16 protein-coding genes are annotated in these 15946 nt (G+C 67.8%); 10 read left to right on the top strand and 6 right to left on the bottom strand.

Translation table 11 applies throughout. The features are described 5' to 3' along the window. Positions 1 to 567: a DUF3093 domain-containing protein gene (locus A5750_RS19955; protein WP_066956415.1), complete on the top strand. Its 567-nt coding sequence runs from the start codon at positions 1 to 3 to the stop codon at positions 565 to 567. Next, on the top strand, positions 564 to 827 hold the full coding sequence (locus A5750_RS19950) for a hypothetical protein (protein ID WP_066956418.1): 264 nt from the start codon (positions 564 to 566) through the stop codon (positions 825 to 827). The genes A5750_RS19955 and A5750_RS19950 overlap by 4 nt, the downstream gene beginning before the upstream one ends. Here the strand turns inward: A5750_RS19950 and A5750_RS19945 are convergent. Next, the gene (locus A5750_RS19945) at positions 814 to 1239 is read right to left on the bottom strand and encodes an STAS domain-containing protein (protein WP_066956668.1); all 426 of its coding nucleotides are present in this window, start codon (positions 1237 to 1239) and stop codon (positions 814 to 816) included. The two genes, A5750_RS19950 and A5750_RS19945, sit on opposite strands and share 14 nt — an antisense overlap. A 313-nt stretch (positions 1240 to 1552) precedes the next feature. Between A5750_RS19945 and A5750_RS19940 the strand changes: the two genes are divergently transcribed. Together A5750_RS19940 and A5750_RS19935 are read left to right on the top strand one after the other, a co-directional pair. Next, positions 1553 to 2803, top strand: a complete 1251-nt coding sequence (locus tag A5750_RS19940; protein WP_066956421.1) for an acyltransferase — start codon at positions 1553 to 1555, stop codon at positions 2801 to 2803. A gap of 91 nt (positions 2804 to 2894) precedes the next feature. Next, positions 2895 to 3581 carry a GDSL lipase gene (locus tag A5750_RS19935; protein ID WP_066956670.1) on the top strand — a complete coding sequence of 229 codons (687 nt, stop codon included), beginning with the start codon at positions 2895 to 2897 and terminating at the stop codon, positions 3579 to 3581. 1 nt (position 3582) lies between these two features. On the opposite strand, the gene A5750_RS19930 is transcribed toward A5750_RS19935, so the two are convergent. From A5750_RS19930 to A5750_RS19920, 3 genes are all read right to left on the bottom strand, one after another. Beyond that, the gene (locus A5750_RS19930; protein WP_066956424.1) at positions 3583 to 6900 is read right to left on the bottom strand and encodes a LuxR C-terminal-related transcriptional regulator; all 3318 of its coding nucleotides are present in this window, start codon (positions 6898 to 6900) and stop codon (positions 3583 to 3585) included. Between the two features lie 248 nt (positions 6901 to 7148). After that, positions 7149 to 7316 carry a hypothetical protein gene (locus A5750_RS25965; RefSeq protein WP_156659694.1) on the bottom strand — a complete coding sequence of 56 codons (168 nt, stop codon included), beginning with the start codon at positions 7314 to 7316 and terminating at the stop codon, positions 7149 to 7151. Positions 7317 to 7325: 9 nt separating this feature from the next. After that, positions 7326 to 8204 carry an alpha/beta hydrolase-fold protein gene (locus tag A5750_RS19920; RefSeq protein ID WP_231989262.1) on the bottom strand — a complete coding sequence of 293 codons (879 nt, stop codon included), beginning with the start codon at positions 8202 to 8204 and terminating at the stop codon, positions 7326 to 7328. 376 nt (positions 8205 to 8580) lie between these two features. Here A5750_RS19920 and A5750_RS19915 point away from each other — a divergent pair, with 376 nt between their 5' ends. Genes A5750_RS19915 through A5750_RS19900 form a run of 4 tightly spaced genes read left to right on the top strand, consistent with a single transcriptional unit; the run spans position 8581 to position 13283 of the window. Then, a complete protein-coding gene (locus A5750_RS19915) occupies positions 8581 to 9735 on the top strand; it encodes an LLM class flavin-dependent oxidoreductase (protein ID WP_066956431.1) in 1155 nt (384 codons plus the stop codon). 4 nt (positions 9736 to 9739) lie between these two features. After that, a complete protein-coding gene (locus tag A5750_RS19910; RefSeq protein WP_066956434.1) occupies positions 9740 to 11095 on the top strand; it encodes an MFS transporter in 1356 nt (451 codons plus the stop codon). 55 nt (positions 11096 to 11150) lie between these two features. Further along, positions 11151 to 11891: a class I SAM-dependent methyltransferase gene (locus A5750_RS19905; protein WP_156659696.1), complete on the top strand. Its 741-nt coding sequence runs from the start codon at positions 11151 to 11153 to the stop codon at positions 11889 to 11891. Between the two features lie 21 nt (positions 11892 to 11912). Further along, a complete protein-coding gene (locus A5750_RS19900) occupies positions 11913 to 13283 on the top strand; it encodes an amino acid permease (protein WP_066956437.1) in 1371 nt (456 codons plus the stop codon). Positions 13284 to 13303: 20 nt separating this feature from the next. On the opposite strand, the gene A5750_RS19895 is transcribed toward A5750_RS19900, so the two are convergent. Beyond that, on the bottom strand, positions 13304 to 13831 hold the full coding sequence (locus A5750_RS19895) for a hypothetical protein (RefSeq protein ID WP_066956440.1): 528 nt from the start codon (positions 13829 to 13831) through the stop codon (positions 13304 to 13306). A 114-nt stretch (positions 13832 to 13945) separates the two neighbouring features. Between A5750_RS19895 and A5750_RS19890 the strand changes: the two genes are divergently transcribed. Beyond that, on the top strand, positions 13946 to 14368 hold the full coding sequence (locus tag A5750_RS19890) for a MarR family winged helix-turn-helix transcriptional regulator (RefSeq protein WP_066956443.1): 423 nt from the start codon (positions 13946 to 13948) through the stop codon (positions 14366 to 14368). Positions 14369 to 14429: 61 nt separating this feature from the next. Beyond that, complete coding sequence (locus tag A5750_RS19885; protein ID WP_067265176.1) at positions 14430 to 15392, top strand: DNA polymerase domain-containing protein; 963 nt, start codon at positions 14430 to 14432, stop codon at positions 15390 to 15392. Positions 15393 to 15420: 28 nt separating this feature from the next. Here A5750_RS19885 and A5750_RS19880 read toward each other — a convergent pair whose 3' ends face one another. Beyond that, entirely contained in the window at positions 15421 to 15813 is a 393-nt protein-coding gene (locus tag A5750_RS19880) for a nitroreductase family deazaflavin-dependent oxidoreductase (protein ID WP_066956445.1), read from the bottom strand. Between the last annotated feature and the right edge of the window lie 133 nt (positions 15814 to 15946).

Here is a 15946-nt window from a genome sequence, read left to right as displayed (position 1 = left end):
ATGGGGCTTGCTTTGACATCACAGTCGACGAAGGGCGAGCCGAAGCCGTTGTTCTACGAGCCGGGCGCCAGCTGGTGGTGGGTGGCATGGGGCCCGGTGGCCGCGGGCTCGATGATCCTGATCGAGGTCTGGAGTGGCGCCCCGGTGTCGTTCTTGATCCCGGTGATCTTCCTGGTCCTGGTGTCGGGGTTCGTCGGGTTGCAGGTCAAGGCGGCCCGGATCCACGTCTCGGTCGAGCTCACCGAAGACGCCCTGCGGCAAGGCACCGAAACCATCCTGGTGCGCGAGATCCTCAAGGTGTATCCCGACGCCGAAAACCACGAAGCGTCCGGTAAGGAGCTGGCCCAGTGGCAGTCGGCGCGGGCCCTCGGCGAGTTGGTCGGGGTGCCCCGCGGCCGGATCGGCATCGGGCTTCGGCTCACCGGAAAACGCACCGTTCAGGCCTGGGCCCGCCGGCATCGTCGCCTCCGCGAGGCGCTGACCCCGCTGGTCCAGGAGCGGGTCGAACCCGCCCGCTCGGAGGCCACCGACGCCGACCATGACGACGAGGCCGGGCCCACCCAGTGAGCGCCCCACGCTGGACAACCAGGGTCCTCGTCGAACTCGGCCTGGCCTGCGCGGCGTTCGTCGGCGCGATTGTGAGCTGGTCGCGTTCGCATCACGCGGTGGCGGTGGCGCCCATCGCGGACGGGCAGCCGTTCACGACGTCAACGGTGTACGACCCGCAGCTGCTGTTGCTGACCCTCTTGCTGCTGACGAGTGCAGGGGTGCTGGCGGTGGTCGGAACCGCCCGACACCGCCGCGAGCGACGCTCTAAGACGTCCTGACCAGCGGCAGCGCCAGCCGACGGCGCCGGGCTATGGCGTCGGCCAGGTCGTGCAGTGCCTCGGGCACCGAGTGGTCGTCCGAGAAACCGCTGTCACCCAACGCTTCGGTGACCGCCGGGCTCGCGACCAGCGTCCATTGCACCCCTTCGGCGCGGCAGTCGTCATCGACGGTTTGCAGAAGCGAAATGCCCGCCGCAGCAAATTGACTGACGCCGCTCATGTCGAGCACCACGCGGTCTTCTCCGAGGATGAAACGGTGAATGTAGCCGGCGACTCGGTCGGCATTGAGATCGTCGATTTCGCCCCGGATGGTCACCACGGTGGCCAGCTGACGACGGTGCGCCCGGATCCAGGCGCCGTCGCAGTGAAAGATGCCGTTTTGTTCCCGTGCCAGCACATCGGCGATCGTCATGAACACCCCTCGCTCTCCGTGGCGTTCGCTGTACTTCTGACGCTAAACCCCAAGGTTAAGGAGGGTGAAAGCCGAACCTAACGGTTTGCTAAGGAAGCGATTGTCGCCCTTTTCGAGCAAAGGTCGCCGGGCGCGGATTTTCGGCGAAAGGCCGCATGCCACACCACAACCGTCCGCGCGCCGGGGCGATTGCGCTGCTAGGCTGCCATGGCTACCGGTTGCGAGGCGGGGGCTTGTGATATCGCGTGGTCGCCCGGTCAGCCGACCTAAAAGGCGAACGGAACAGCAGAGTCCAGGCGGAAAGAAAAGCGCTGTGCGCGGTGGAAATATCACGGGAGAGATCAGGGGCGAGATCAAGGCCCTGACGGGGCTCCGCATCGTCGCCGCGCTGTGGGTCGTGCTGTTTCACTTCCGGCCGATGCTGGGCGACGTGGGAACCGATTTCCACGATGCCCTCGCGCCCGTGCTCAACTGCGGAGCCCAGGGCGTCGACCTGTTCTTCATCCTCAGCGGATTCGTTCTGACCTGGAACTACCTCGACCGGATGGGCCGGTCATGGTCGACGCGCGCGACCCTGCACTTCCTGTGGCTGCGGCTGGCCAGGGTGTGGCCGGTGTACCTGGTCACGCTGCATCTCGCCGCCCTCTGGGTGGTCTTCACCCTGCACGTCGGCCACGTGCCGTCGCCCGATGCCGGTCAGCTCACCGCGATCAGCTACGTGCGCCAGATCCTGCTGGTGCAGCTGTGGTTCGTGCCGTTCTTCGACGATTCGAGCTGGGACGGGCCCGCCTGGTCGATCAGTGCGGAATGGCTGGCGTATCTGCTTTTCGGCCTTCTGGTGCTGGTGATCCTGCGGATGAAGCAGGCGACGCGGGCGCGCAGCCTGATGGTGCTGGCGTTCGCGGCGGCGCTGCCGCCCGTGGTCATGCTTCTGGCCAGTGGCCACTTCTACACCCCGTGGAGCTGGCTGCCGCGGATCGTCACCCAGTTCACGGCCGGCGCGCTTGCTTGCGCCGCGGTGCGCCGGCTGCGGCTGACCGATCGCGGTCGCCGAGTGGCGGGCTACCTGTCCCTGCTTCTGCTGGCCGCGATGGTGGGCGTCCTCTACTGGTTCGACGCGCACCCGATCTCCGGTGTGGTGGAGAACGACAGCGGTGGCGTGGTCGACATCCTGTTCATTCCGCTGGTGATCACGCTGGCCATCGGCGTCGGCAGCCTGCCCCGGGTGCTCTCCACCCGGTTGATGGTCTACGGAGGCCAGATCTCGTTCTGCCTGTACATGGTTCACGAGCTGGTGCACACGGCGTGGGGCTGGTCAGTCGAGCAGTTCGAGCTTCGGCCGCAGGACAATCCGTGGAAATGGAACATCATTGGCCTGCTCGCGATCGCCGTGATCATCTCGATCGTGATGTATCACTTCGTCGAAGAGCCCGCCCGCCGCTGGATGCGCCGGATGGTCGATGTCAAAGCCGTCACCGCGAGAAGCGAGCCCGACGAGCCGCCGAACGGCAAGGTCCACCCGATCGACCGCTCGCTGGAAGCTGTTTCGGTCCGCGCGGTGTGACGGTTGCGTTAGCGCACGGCCGCGGGCCGGCGGCGGATAATCGATGAAAATCCGGTGGCACATGACGATGCCGTTGACGGGGGAGGTAGTGGTGAGTCGTCTGGCCACCTTTGTCATCGGCCTGACTTTTCTGGTCGGCGTCGGCATCGCGTACCCGGCTCAGGTGCGCACCTACGACACGCTGACCCTGGATTTCCGGTTGAACCACATTGCCGTCATCGGCGACTCCTATACCACCGGCACCGGTGAAGGTGGGCTAGGCCCGAGGTCATGGCCCGCCCGCGCCTGGGACGTTCTCGCCGCGCGCGGCGAACGGATCTCGGCCGACGTCTCGGCCGAGGGCAGGGCCGGCTACGGCATGCCGGGCGACCATGGCAGCGTCTTCGAGGACCTGACCGCAAGGGCCGTGCAGCGCGACGATGTGCTGGTGGTGTTCTTCGGCTCCCGCAACGACGAGCCGATCGATCCGGGCGTGATCGGTCAAAAAGCCCGCAGCGCATTCGATTTGGCCCGCAGCCTGGCGCCGTCTGCTCGGTTCCTGGTGATCGGGCCGCCGTGGCCGACCGCGGACGTGCCCCTCCCGATCCTGCAGATTCGCGACGCGCTCGGGGCGGCGGCCGGCGGCGCGGGTGCGACGTGGGTCGACCCGATCGCCGAACGCTGGTTCGTCGGTAGGCCCGACCTGATCGGGGCGGACGGAGTGCACCCGAACGACGCCGGGCATCAATACATGGCGGACAAGATCGCGCCGCTGATCCGCACCCAGCTGTCGACCTGACCTAGCCGTGCCGGGCCGCTTCCTGAGCGAGCTGTACCCGCGATGACACGGCGAGCTTGGTGTAGACGTGCGTGAGATGAGACTGCACGGTGCGCGGCGAGACGAACAGCCGTGCGGCAATGTCCTTGTTGGGCAATCCTTCGCCGACGAGCCGGACGACGTCGAGTTCGGTGGGCGTCAGGGACTCCCAACCGCTGGCCGGCCGTCCGCGCGAGCCGCGGCCGCGCTGCGCGTAGCTGATGGCCTCTCCGGTCGACAGCGCGTTGCCTTCCGCCCATACGGCTTCGAAAGCCTGCTGGCCCAGGGCTTCTCGTGTCTTTGCCAGCGACGCGTCATAGCTGGCTTGAAAAGCCTTGAAGCGCACCGAGCCCTGGCGCTGCCGCAGGCCTTCGGCCGCACCCAAAAGCCGCGCGGAATGCTCGGGATTGATATCGGCGGCCAGGGCGGCAAGACCTTCGAGGGCATCGGGTAGATAGTGGGTTCCGCCCGTGTCCTCGGCGGCCGCGACGGCATCGTGCAGGTCGCGTTCGGCCTGGTGCGGCTCACGTTGCGCGACCGCGACGCGGGCCCGCGCCGTCAGCGCCGCCACCCGATAGCAGCCGGGCACCGTTGCGACCGTGTCGTCCGCCCAGCGGCGGGCGCCGAGCAAGTCTCCGCAACCCATCAGAGCGTCGGCCATCGGCAACAGGCTTCGCACAAACAGCTCTTTCAGCGGAGAAGTGTGCTGCAGGGCCGCGTCGCACGCCTCCTTGGCCCCCGCAACGTTCGCATCTGCCAACTCGGCGTTGGCCAGGGCTGAGAAGGCGGTGTCCTCGTGGAAACCGCCGATGGCAGCGCCGTTTTCGAGGGCGGCTTCCGCGGCGGCCCGGCCCGCCGCGGCATCGCCGGTCATCGCGAGCGCTTGTCCCAGCGCCATGAGGCCAAACGTCTCCATGGGGAGGTCATCGGCGGCCCGGGCTTCCTCGACCAGCGCATGGGATACCCGAAGCGCCTCGGGCAGCTTGCCCTGCATGGCGAGCGCGCCCGTGAGGAACACCCGGCTGTAGCGCGACATGAAACTGTCGCCGAGCTTGTCGGCGAGGTCTCGTCCCTCCTCGCCGGCCTCCTGCGACGCGATCGGATCGCCGGTGACATTCCTGGCGAAGCACTGGTAGGCGCGCACGTGGTAGAGAGCGGAAAGGTCGCCCGAGGCGCGAGCCAGGTCGGCCGCCTCGGCGAAAAGCGGCGCGGTCAGCTCCGCGTCGTTGAACGCCAACATGCAGCAGGTCCTCAGGCAGTGGGCGATGAGGTGCTGATCGCCGACTTGCCGCGCGGCAGCCAGGGCCTCTTCCGCCCGCTCGAGGCTGGCTGGAACGGAGTACCAGACCGCGAGCAGCCCCGCGTCGGCGACCGCGCGCGCCCAGATTTCGGGCGCGACGTCCGTATCGCGGTACCGCTCGTCGCTGAAGACGGCCTCGAATCCGGCCACTCCCTCGCGGAACCGTGCACGCGTCACCCACAGCCGCTGCAGGGCCGAGACGAGCTGCAACGCCGGCTCGAACTCCCCGGCGTCGCAACTCCACGCGTGGGCGGCCCGCAGGTTGGCCATCTCGAGTTCGGCCCACGGAACCAACGGTGTCCCGTCGCCACGCATCCGCGATTCCAGCGTCACGGCGGCCGCGGTGTAGTAGTCGCGGTGCCGGATCCGTACGGCCTCGGCCTCGCCCGACTCGGCGAGCTTTTCCAGGCCGTACTGGCGGACGGTCTCCAGCAGGCGGTAGCGCATCATGCCGTCGATTTCTTCGGTGACGATCAGCGACTTGTCCACGAGCAGCCCGAGCAGGTCGATGAGCTGGAAGTGCTCCACACCGGCGTCGGCGCCCACGGCGTGCGCGGCGTCCAGGTCGAAACCGCCCATGAACACGGCCAGGCGGCGAAACAGGATGCGCTCAGGCTCGGTGAGCATGGCGTGCGACCAGTCGATGGATGCGCGCAGCGTCTGCTGGCGGCGAACCGCGTTGCGTGCGCCCCCGGCCAGGAGGCGGAAGTTGTGATGAAGGCTGTCGACGATCTGGGTCAGGGACAGGGTGCGGGTCCGCGCCGCAGCCAGCTCGATCGCCAGCGGCATGCCGTCCAGGCGCCGGCAGATCTCGGCGATGGCGGGTGAATTGTCCTCGGTGCGTTGGAAATCCGGTCTGGTGCGACGGGCACGGTCGACGAACAATTCGAGCGCCTCGCCGTCGACCGACAGCGACGGCACGCGCCAGGTCAGTTCTCCGGCGACGCCGACCGGCTCCCGGCTGGTCGCCAGCACCGTGACAGCCGGGCCCGCGTCAAGCAGGGCCACGACCAGTGTCGCGCTGGCATCCAGTAGGTGCTCGCAATTGTCGAGTACCAACAGCATTTTGCGGTCCCGGACGAACTTCGACACCGTCTCCATGGTGGAACGGCCCGGTTGGTCGGCAAGACCCAAGGTGCGCGCCAGGGTGACCGGCACGACGAGGGGATTGGTGACGGGGGCAAGATCGACAAACCAGGCCCCGCCGGGGAACGCGTCCGCAACCTGCTCGGCGACCTGCACCGCCAACCGGGTCTTGCCGACGCCGCCCGCGCCGGTCAGGGTCACGAACCTGTTGTCCCGCAAGATCTGTCCGATGTCGCTGATCTGCGTGCCCCGGCCGACGAAGCTGGTCAGCTGTGTCGGAAGATGGGCATTGGCAACGTCATTCGCCCCTCGCAACGGCGGGAAGTCGTTGGTCAGGCCGGGGTGATTGAGTTGGACGACGCGTTCCGGCCGCGGCAGGTCGCGCAACGGGTGGACGCCCAGGTCGGTCAGCCAGGCATCGGTCGGTAGCCGGTCGAGCACCAGCGGTTCGGTGGCACCGGAGAGCACGGTCTGCCCGCCGTGGGCGAGGTCGCGCAGCCGCGCGGTGCGGTTGATTGTGGGCCCGGCGTAGTTGCCGGCGTCGCGCAGCTGCACCTCGCCGGTGTGCAGGCCGATGCGGATCCGGATCGGCGGCGGGACGGCCAGCTGGAGTGCAAGCGCGCACCCGACGGCGTCGCTGGGGCGGGCAAAGGCCACCACGAAACTGTCGCCCTCACCCTGTTCGACGGGCCGCACCCCGCCGTGGGCGGCGACGAGATCGTTCACGGTTTGATTGAGCTGCTCGAGCGCCGCCGTCATGGTGTCGGACTGGGTCTCCCACAGCCGTGTCGAGCCTTCCACGTCGGCAAGCAGCAACGTCACGGTCCCTGTGGGCAGGTCGCTCACGCTCTGCTCGCTCCAGTCCAGCAGCGGAGTGTCCGCCGACGAATGAATGTCGATCATGTTAGCCAGCATGCGGGGACGATGAGTGGCAAAACATCAGCGAAAGCGCGCAACTCCGCCGGCCAGCACGCGGAGCTACGACCCGGGTTCAGTCCTCGGCGTGCCGCTCGTAGTCCCATCGCTCCAGGCGGGCTTGCAAGTTCAGCAAGCCGAACCCGGCGACAGGAGCGGCGGCCGCAATGCAGGCCAGCAGCAGCGGAGTCATCCCCACAACCTCCCAAAACCCTTCGCTGATATGACGTTCGTCGACCACCAGAAGTTCATTGCCGTTCACCCACCCGCCAGGGCGCGGTCCGCCAGCGCGCCAGCACCTGCGCGACCGCGATGACCGCGACCGCCCGCAAGCCCTCGATGTCGGGGCGAAATCCGGTCCGCTTCACCGCCCGCTCGGTTTGGCGGGTGGGGAGTTCGCTCGGCCGGACGCTCATGGGGTTCCGCTAGGACGCCATCCAGGCAAGCTCGCCGGGCAACTGTGCCCGCCAATAGACGATGTCGTGGCCGCCCAGCGAGAAGCTGCCGGCTGGCGGCGTCTTCAGCTGGCTCACGAATTGCCGCGTGGCCGAATAGAAGCGGTCGAAGGTGCCGCAATCCACGCGCAGCGGGATCTGCGACAACGCCGGCACACCCAGCACGCTGTTCTGGGTAAAGTCGTCCTCGCTGTCGAACGCCTTGGGAGCGCAGTCGGCGAACGAGGGGTACAGCGCCGGACTGATCGCGCAGATGCCCGCGGTCCGCGCGGGCCCCAGCTTGGCGCCCAGGTGTAGCGCCCCGTAGCCCCCCATCGACCAGCCCATCAAGCCAACCCGAGAGGTGTCGAATCCCATCGAGGACAGCATCGGCAGCAGCTCGTCGAGCACCATGGCGCCCGAGTCGGTGCCGTCGGCCCGTTTGTGCCAGTAGGAGTCGCTGCCCCCGTCGACGCCCACCACCGCGAACGGCGGCTTGCCCTCCTTGACCAGCTGGGCCAGGCCCCGCTCGACGCCGCAGTCGAGCATCATGTTCGCGTCGCCGTCCTTGCCGTGCAGGGCGATCACGGGTCGCAGCATCCCGGTTTGCCCCGGCGGCAACGCGATCACGTAATTCGTCTTCACGCCCCCGCGGGCGGCGGAGACGAACGAACCCGTGAGCCTGGTGGGGAGGTTGCTGCTCGCTGCCGACGGCTCGAACGGGGCGGGAGCCTGCGGCAACGTCGCGGCTAGCGACCTGACCGGATCGAGTAGGGCGCTTAAGGCGAACACGCCAGCGGCTCCCAGGCCGGTGCCGGCTCCCATTCTCAGCACCGCCCGGCGTGTCAGGTCAGGCATGATCGCAATAATGCCGCGCTGACCGGGCATTCCCGCCTGAGCCACGCCGAAATGGAACATTTGTGTGATCTCGCGTGACCGATCGGTCATGAACCGGTTACCTGTGGGGCACCGCAGGTATGGGTCTGGCGGCCGAGTTGCGGCACCATGCTACGGCCACCATCGCGACGCCCGCCGGTGTCTCCGCGCACTGCTATTCCCTTGTGCCAGAAGAGAAAAGACGGGTATGGGGCGGGGAGGTCGACTCCCCCGGAGGACGCCTCTCGCCGCGCGGCAGCGCCGCCGGACGGGGATGCAATCTGGACGGTTTCAACCCTCCCGTACCGGCCGCAAGTTTCGCAGGATGGAGCTTTCGTGCCTGGCGTCGTGGATTGAAAGAGGATTGAGGATGAGTCTGGCGTTTCATTGGTTTCTGCCGACCTACGGTGATTCCCGGAACCTGGTGGCGGGCGGACACGGGACGCCGATGTCCGGGGACCGGCCCGCCACGCTGAAGTACCTGCACCAGATTTGTGCGGCTGCCGAGGACAATGGCTTCGAGGCGGTGCTCACCCCCACCGGATTGTGGTGTGAGGATGCCTGGTTGACGACGGCGATGCTGGTCGAGGCCACCGAGACGCTGAAGTTTCTGGTCGCCTTCCGGCCCGGGTTGCTGAGCCCCACCCTGGCCGCCCAGATGGCCGGGACCTTCCAGCGGCATTCCGGCGGGCGGCTGCTGCTCAACGTCGTCACCGGTGGCGAACCGCACGAGCAGCGGGCCTACGGAGACTTTCTCGACAAGGAGGCGCGTTATGCGCGCACCGCCGAGTTCTTGCACGTGGTCCGCCAACTGTGGACCGCATCGGAGCCGGTCACCTTTGCGGGAGAGCACATTCGCGTCGAGGGCGCGCAGCTGAACAATCCACCCGATCCGGTGCCGGCGGTGTTCTTCGGCGGATCGTCGGCGGCGGCCGGTCCGGTCGCGGCCAAGCACAGCGACGTCTACCTCACCTGGGGTGAGCCGGCCACGGCGGTCGCGCAGAAGATCGACTGGATCCGTGGGCTGGCCGTGGACGCCGGCCGAATCCTGCAGTACGGCTTGCGGATTCATGTGATCAGCCGCGACACGTCCGAGCAGGCATGGGCCGAGGCCGACCGGCTGCTGGCCGCTGTCGACCCGGCCGACGTCGAGCGGGTGCAGGCCAGCCTGGCCCGCAGCGAATCGGAGGGCCAGCGGCGCATGCTGGACCTGCATGGCGGAAGCAGCAGCCGGTTGCTGGTGGGGCCCAACCTGTGGGCCGGCGTGGGGCTGGTCCGCGGGGGAGCGGGCACCGCGTTGGTCGGGTCGCACGCCGAGGTCGCCGAACGGCTGACCGAGTACGCCAAGATCGGCATCACCCACTTCATCCTGTCGGGATATCCGCACCTGGAAGAGGCCTACTGGTTCGGCGAGGGCGTCCTGCCGCTGCTGGAGCGAACGGGGTTGTGGCGTCATCCCGGCCGGCCCAACGGCCGGTCGCGCCCGGTATCGGCGACGCCGTTCGCGGCCGCCTCGGCCCACTGAGACCATGGCGGCCACGTTGCCCGCGCCGGCGACCGGCGCAGGCCTCGACCCGAGCGCCCGCGCGGTCGAAGAGTCCGCCGCGCAGCAACGCGGGCGGCTGCGCATCGTCGTCGCGGCGAGCCTGTTGGGCACCACCGTGGAGTGGTACGACTTCTTCCTCTACGCGACCGCGGCGGGCCTGGTGTTCAACAAGGTCTTCTTTCCCAGCGAGAGCTCACTTGTCGGCACGCTGCTCGCGTTCGCGACGTTCGCCGTCGGGTTCGTCATGCGGCCGGTCGGCGGGCTGGTCTTCGGCCACATCGGCGACCGGATCGGCCGCAAGCGCAGCCTCGCGCTGACCATGCTGATCATGGGCGTCGCCACGGCGTTGATCGGGGTGTTGCCCACCGCCGCGCAGATCGGGGTGTGGGCGCCGCTGTTGCTGTTGGCGCTGCGGATCCTGCAGGGATTCGCCCTCGGCGGCGAGTGGGCCGGTGCCGTGTTGCTCGCAGTGGAGCACAGCCCCGAGGGCCGGCGCGGCCGCTTCGGGGCTATCCCGCAGATCGGGCTGGCGCTCGGATTAGCCTTGGGCACAGGGATTTTCGCGTTCCTGCAAATCGCCTTGGGTCCGGCCCGCTTCCTCGCCTACGGCTGGCGTATCGGTTTTCTGCTCAGCCTGGTGCTGGTGGTGGTCGGCGTCGTGGTGCGGTTGCGGGTCGAGGAGACACCGGCTTTCCGCGAGCTGCGTGAGCTCGAGGCCACGGCCACGGTGCCCATCCGCGAGATCGTCCGTGAACCCCGGTCGAGGCGAAACACGGTGTTGGGCTTGCTGTCTCGCTGGGCCGAAGGCTCGGCGTTCAACACCTGGGGCGTCTTCGCGATCAGCTACGCCACCGGGGCGCTGGGCTTCAACCGGGTGTCGGTGCTGGTGGTGGTGACCATCGCCGCCCTGTTGATGGCGGCGCTGCTGCCCGTGTCGGGGGCGCTGACCGACCGGTTCGGCGCCCGCCGGGTGTACCTGGCCGGCGTGGCATGCTACGGCGTCGCGGCGTTCCCCGCCTTCGCCCTGTTCGGCACCAGGAACCTGGTCTGGTTCGCGGTGGCGCTGGTCGTCGTGTTCGGCGTTGTGCACGCGCTGTTCTACGGGGCGCAGGGCACGCTGTACTCGTCGCTGTATCCCACCAGCACGCGCTACACTGGTCTGTCGTTCGTGTATCAGTTCTCGGGCATCTACGCCTCCGGCGTTACCCCGATGATCGTGACCGCGCTCATCGCGGCCCTCGGCGGCGCGCCATGGCTGGCGTGCGGGTACCTGGTGGCGACGGCCGTCATCAGCGTGCTCGCCACGGCATTGATCCGCGAGCAAGACCTATATCTTTGAGCTAACTTCGCACTAGTGTCGTTCCCGTCGGGAGTCGCGAGGAAGCGAGAAGGCAATGACTGACGGGAACGTCGCCGGTTTCGAGCCGCTGTACGACGAGGCAGAACATGCCGGCGGGCGGATCCCCTGGGACATCGGCGGCCCGCAGCCGGCGGTCCAGCAGCTGGTGGCCTACGGCGGGATACGCGGCGAGGTGCTCGATCCCGGCACGGGCCCCGGCCATCACGCCATTCACTTTGCCGCGCATGGATATTCGGCGACCGGAATCGATGATTCACCCTCGGCCATCGAGCAAGCCAAGCGCAACGCCGATCGGGCCGGCGTCGAGGTCGATTTCCAAGTGGCCGACGCCACCAGGCTCGAAGGCTTCGAGGGTCGATTCGACACGGTGGTGGACAGCGCTTTCTATCACGTGTTCCTCAACGACGGGGTCACCCAGACGCGGTACGCGCAGGCGCTGCACCGCGCCACCAGGCCCGGGGCGCGGCTGTACATGTTCGAATTCAGCCCCCACAACGTCAACGGCCTGCAGTGGACGGCCATACCCGCCGACAACTTCGAGCGGGTGTTCGGTGCCAACGGATGGCGCATCGACTACCTGGGCAGCACGACGTATGAGGCCCGCTTCCTCAAGGAGACGTTCGACGCCATGAAGACGCTCGCGTCCGAACAGCAGGGCGAGATTCTGCAGCGGATGCGGCCGCTGGTACACCGGCTGGGCGTCATCGACCCCCTGCTGGAAGACCACCGGGTCCACCTTCCGGTGTGGTCGGTGGTGGCCACCCGCCTCGACTGAGCACCGCTGCATCCGACCGGCATGGCACGCACTCCGCAACTGCGCCAGGGGCTGTCGCAGCGCCAGCTCAGCATGATCGCCCTCGGCGGCGTCATCGGTGCCGGCTTGTTCGTCGGCTCGGGTGTGGTGATCAAAGACACCGGCCCCGCGGCGTTTGTGACGTACGCGCTGTGCGGCTTGCTGATCGTCCTGGTGATGCGCATGCTGGGCGAGATGGCGGCCGCGAACCCGTCGACCGGTTCGTTCGCCGATTACGCGGCTAAGGCGCTGGGCCGCTGGGCGGGATTCTCGGTCGCCTGGCTGTACTGGTACTTCTGGGTGATCGTGGTCGGCTTCGAGGCCGTCGCCGGCGGGAAAGTCCTCAACTACTGGTTCCACGCGCCGCTGTGGCTGCTGTCGCTGTGCCTGATGGTCTTGATGACGGCGACCAACCTGTTCTCCGTCTCGTCTTTCGGTGAGTTCGAATTCTGGTTCGCCGGAATCAAAGTCGCGACCATCGTGATCTTCCTCGGTGTGGGCACGGCCTTCGTGCTGGACCTCGTGCCGGGCCATCACGGCGGACTGGCCAACCTCACCGCGCACGGCGGCTTCTTCCCGAAGGGCGTCGGGGCCGTCTTCGCCGCCATCGTGGTGGTGATCTTCTCCATGGTCGGCGCCGAAATCGTCACCGTGGCCGCGGCGGAAAGCCGGGACCCGGAACTGGCGGTCCAGAAGGCCACCAGATCGGTGGTGGCGCGGATCGGCGTCTTCTTTGTGGGGTCGGTGTTCTTGTTGGTGGCGATATTGCCTTGGGACTCCGTGGAACTCGGCGCGTCGCCGTACGTGGCCGCGCTGAACCACCTGGGGCTGCGCGGCGCGGACCAGGTGATGAACGCCGTGGTGCTCACCGCGGTGCTGTCCTGCCTGAACTCCGGACTGTATACCGCGTCGCGCATGCTGTTCGTGCTCGCCGAGCGGGGCGAGGCCCCGACGCGGTTGGTCAGGTTGAGCGGGCGTGGCGTTCCGCACGTCGCGATTTTGTGCTCGTCGGCGGTCGGGTTCGGCTGCGTCATCATGGCGCGCGTCGCGCCCAACACCGTGTTCCTGTTCCTGCTCAACTCCTCGGGCGCCATCATCTTGTTCGTCTACTGGCTCATCGCGCTTTCGCAGATCACCTTGCGCCGCCGCACCCCCGCCGAAAAGTTGCGGGTGAAGATGTGGTTCTTCCCGGTATTGTCCATCCTCACCCTGGCCGGAATCACCGCCGTGCTGGTGCAGATGGCCTTCGATCGCTCGGCGCGCAGCCAGCTCTGGCTCAGCCTGTTGTCGTGGGCGGTGGTGATCGGGGTGTACTTCGCCGCCCGCGCCCGCGGCCGAATGGGTAGCCGCAGTGCGATCCCCGCGGGGGAGTAGCAACCCAGTGCCTCGGGCGGTTAATCGTCACCGCTTTGCCGACCGGCTGACATGTGGCGGGGCATCCGCATGTGTTCCTCGGCGCGACCCCATGTCACCGTCGGGACGAATCGCTCGTCAGTCCAAGTCACCGATTCCACCCGCACCCGTCCCCGCCAGTTCTTCACGATTTCGGCGTGCACCGGCCAGCGGATGAAACGGCGTAAATCGCTTCTGCTGTCCCAGACGGATAGCGATCCGCCGCGGCACTCCGCAGGCTTGCCCCAGAGCCACAGTCCGACCGCTCCGTGCATGATCGGCCAGCTTTGCGCCAGCCTCAAACCCAGTTCGGCGACCTGCTGCCAATCCTGTTCGGATTCGCTATGAAAGTCGGTGAAACTCACTACAACCGGGAACCGGGTCGAGTCGGACGGGCCCGGCAGCCAGTCGGTGCTGATGAGCCCGGCGCCGGGTGTGATCGGCGGTTGGCCCGCCGCTTTCGCCTCACCCGAGGATGGCCGGCCGTCGTCACCACTGGCCAAGACGTCGCCGCGTTGCGTTGTGGTCATGGACAGCTCCTATGTCAAATGGCAGCGCGGCAAGCCCGTACCGCCTGACAAAATAATAAGCGTACATAGATGATATGACAATGCATATAAAATGCCGATGTCTATCATCACGACATGGCACGAAAGTCGACGCGTCCAGATCTTGCGGCAATGCTCGTGCGGCTGACCCGGCAAGCCGTGGCCGCCGAGCGGCCGGTGCTGGCGGCGCACGGCCTGTCGATGTGGGGTTACGTCATTCTCAGCGCCCTTGATGGCTCGCCGATCCGCACGCAGGCGGCCCTCGCCGAGGCGATCGGCGCCGACAAGACGCGCATCATTCCCACGCTCGATGAACTGCAGGAGCGCGGCTACATCGAACGCTCACCCGATCCCGATGACCGTCGCGCGCGCCTGCTGGCGATCACCAGCGCCGGACGGTCGATCAAGAGTGCCGCGCAGCGCGACATCCAAGCCGGCGAGGAGCGCTGGCTCGGGCAGCTGTCCACCAGCGACCGAACCGTCTTTCTGCGCGTGCTGCGCCAGCTGGCGTTCGGATGAACACGTCGAGCGCACGCCGCAGTGCAATCCGGGGCTGGTGTGGACCGCCGGTCGGTGTGCCATGACAGCCGAGGAGCGGCGCGCCGGCGTTGATCTGACCAACCTGGACCAGCCGCTGAGCCCGGACGCCGGAGCCACCAAGCGTGAGCTGATCGACTACCTGGATGCGGTCGCCGACCGAATGTTGCCCGTCCTGGCCGGTCGCGCGCTCACGGTGCTGCGCCTGCTGCGGGGCCAGGCCGCGTTCATGCAGAAGAACGTGCCGAAGTACGCACCGGCCTGGGTGCGGACCGTCCCGGTATGGGCCGACGCATCGAAACGCCAAGTGCACTATGTCGTCTGCGACGACCGGCGGACGCTGCTTTGGCTGGCCAATCAGCGCGCCCTCGAATACCACCCGTCGCTCGGACTGGTCGATGACCTGCGTCGGCCCACCCATTTGGTGCTCGACCTCGACCCGCCGGCCGACGGCGACTTCCCCGCCGTGGTCGCCGTCGCCTACCTGGTCCGGCAGGCGTTGGCCGACAGCCGTTTGGCGGGCGCGGTGAAGACCAGCGGCGCCAAGGGCATTCACGTCTTCGTGCCGGTCGACGGCACGGCCGCGGTGGACGACGTTGCGGCGGCTACCCGGGCGCTCGCCGCCCGCGTCGAAGCGCTCGACCCGCAAAGGGCGACAACGGCTTTCATCGTGGCCGACCGCGCCGGCAAGGTGTTCGTCGACTCCACCCGGGCCGGCGGGGCGACCGTCGCCGCCGCCTACAGCCCGCGCCTGCGGCCGGGCATGCCGGTGTCCTTTCCGCTCGCCTGGTCGGATCTCGATTCCGTACGTCCCGGCGACTTCACCATCCACACGGCGATCGCTGCCCTTGCCGGGCGCGATCCGTGGTCCGAGCACATGCCTGATCCGCAGCGTCTGCCGGACGATCTGATCGAGCAGGGCCGCGCGATTCCGGTCGCCCGGCTGGCCGCTATGCACGAGGGCAAACGGCGCGCGCGGGCCCGCCGGACGACCCCTGGGGCTTGACGACCTCCCGGGCGTGCGGGCGCCCGCCTTACTCGGTCCTGGTGAGCAATACCGCCTGCTCGAACGGCAGCCGGGCGAACACCGCGCGGCCCCGTGTCACGTACCGGGCCGCCTCGTCGTTGGTGACCACTCGCGGCTCGGCGATGCCGAAGCTCTTGCCGTTGCGGTGCATGCGCCCGCCTCCCGCGGCGATCAAGTTCTTCAGCCAGTCCCGGTCCGGGCCGTAGGTCAACAGGATCGCCACCCCGGGCTTGCCGTCGACAGCTGTGCTGAACACGTTCACCGGGGTGCGGTACGGCTTGCCCGAGCGGCGGCCGACGTGTTCGACGATGGCGAACGGCGGCAGCCGGCCGGCCCATAGCCGCTGAACTGGATTGGTGACGCGGCGGTTGAACCGGGCGAGCCCCTGCGGCATCTGCATACCGCTATCCAACTCGCCTGCGCCGCCGGGTATCAACCCAACTTTTGGCTGCGATCGGGTCTAGCGTCTTAACATGGGCGACTCGCCAGGTAACGAAGCGGCAAGGCGATGCCTGACCCTTCCTGCTACACCC

It is taken from the genome of Mycobacterium sp. 852002-51613_SCH5001154 (assembly GCF_001667425.1).
In the GTDB taxonomy this organism is placed as follows: domain Bacteria; phylum Actinomycetota; class Actinomycetes; order Mycobacteriales; family Mycobacteriaceae; genus Mycobacterium.
The sequence above is the reverse complement of the archived record's forward strand: the minus strand, read 5'-3'. Positions and strand labels throughout refer to the sequence as shown.